Below are 1,399 nucleotides of genomic sequence, written 5' to 3'. Positions count from 1 at the left end.
CAGGGCTGAATGCGTTCTCACATCGTGAGACCGAGAGCGATCAGTGGGTGTTCGAAGTTGTCGCGTGCCCATCGGGTTCCATCGGCGATGTTGGTGAAGTTGAGCAGGCGTAACGCGCCAATCGCGTAGCTGCGCATGGTCGACAGAATCGACGGGGCCGAGGCAGTGCGGACTCGGCAGTGATCCTCCCGGAACACCACGTCACGCACGTAATGATCTCTGTTCTCGATGGACCACTCACCACGGATCAGTTCCGCCAGCCGCCGAGGACCGGCCAAGGCCGCGGACAGGTTGGTGACACCCAGGACGGCCACGCTCGACAGGGGTTTCCAGGCCAGGTCATAGACGTGGCGTTCGACGAGATAGACCTGGTTGACGTGCGGGAAGCGTGTTCGCGGCGGTGCGGGCCTGACCTGGATGGTGCGGATCTCGATCCGGCCGTGGCCCCGGTCGTAGGTTGTCCAGCCGATCGGGATCTCGTTCCAGGCCAAGGCGTCGAGCTGGTCGAACAGGCCGGGCTGATTGCCTCCAACGGGGAAGAGGTAGTAGGCGTCACGGCTGTGGAGATAGCGGGCGTGAGCGCGTTGCGTGTGCATCATGTCCGCGCCGATGACCATGTTGGCGAGGCTGGGGAGTTGGTCCAGCAACGGCCGGAAGGCCTTGATCTCGTTGGTTTTCGACCCGACGTCGAGGTGGGCGAGGGTGAGGCCGTCAAGGGCGAGGTGGGCGCCGAGCCGATGCTGGGCCGCGGTGTCATGCGTGGCGGTTCCGCGCTGGGTCTTACCGTCCACGATCAAGGGAATCAGCTCGTCGGGGTCGTCATATAAGCCGGCCAGCTGGGCGGCCCGGTGAGCGGCATAGACGGCATCGAGATGTGCAGCCTTGACCTGCGCGATCGTGCGGCACACGGTGTCGGGATGCGGGGCTTGGCAGCGGCCGGTCCGCCGATCACGCCGAGCTCCGAGCTGCTCCAGGACCGGTTGCGGTGCCTTTCGGATCCAATGCCGGATCGCCGCGTAGGAGACGGCGCCGGACACGATCGCCGCTTGGACCAGCGCCAGGATGACGACCAGGGGGTGCCGTCGACCACGCGGGTCACGGGGATCGGGGATCTGCGCCCAGACCTGGCGAAGATCGGTCAGATCCATCATTGGCCCGGTGCCGACAGCCGAGTCTTCATGCTGGTCAGCGTCACTGACGATGGTGGTGATGGCGGACAGAACCGGCGGCATGGCAGACTGCACGGACAACGAGACCCCGTTGATCGGATTTGGTGTGGTAACCGCCGTTCTATGGGGTCTTGTTGCATGTCAGGGCTACGCCACGCCGTACGCGATCCATCCGTGATCCGCAGAACCGGCACCCACCGTCTCAGCATCCGAGAATGCTGTCAGCCCTG

The 1,399-nt window shown here is 64.8% G+C and carries 1 protein-coding gene; it reads right to left on the bottom strand.

Annotation, left to right across the window (positions count from 1 at the left end; genetic code table 11):
- Positions 1 to 17: 17 nt before the first annotated feature.
- Positions 18 to 1,244, bottom strand: a complete 1,227-nt coding sequence (locus ABGB08_RS54575) for an ISAs1 family transposase (protein WP_347608507.1) — start codon at positions 1,242 to 1,244, stop codon at positions 18 to 20.
- Between the last annotated feature and the right edge of the window lie 155 nt (positions 1,245 to 1,399).

Source organism: Acrocarpospora sp. B8E8 (assembly GCF_039871605.1).
In the GTDB taxonomy this organism is placed as follows: Bacteria; Actinomycetota; Actinomycetes; order Streptosporangiales; family Streptosporangiaceae; genus Acrocarpospora; species Acrocarpospora macrocephala.
The sequence above is the reverse complement of the archived record's forward strand: the minus strand, read 5'-3'. Positions and strand labels throughout refer to the sequence as shown.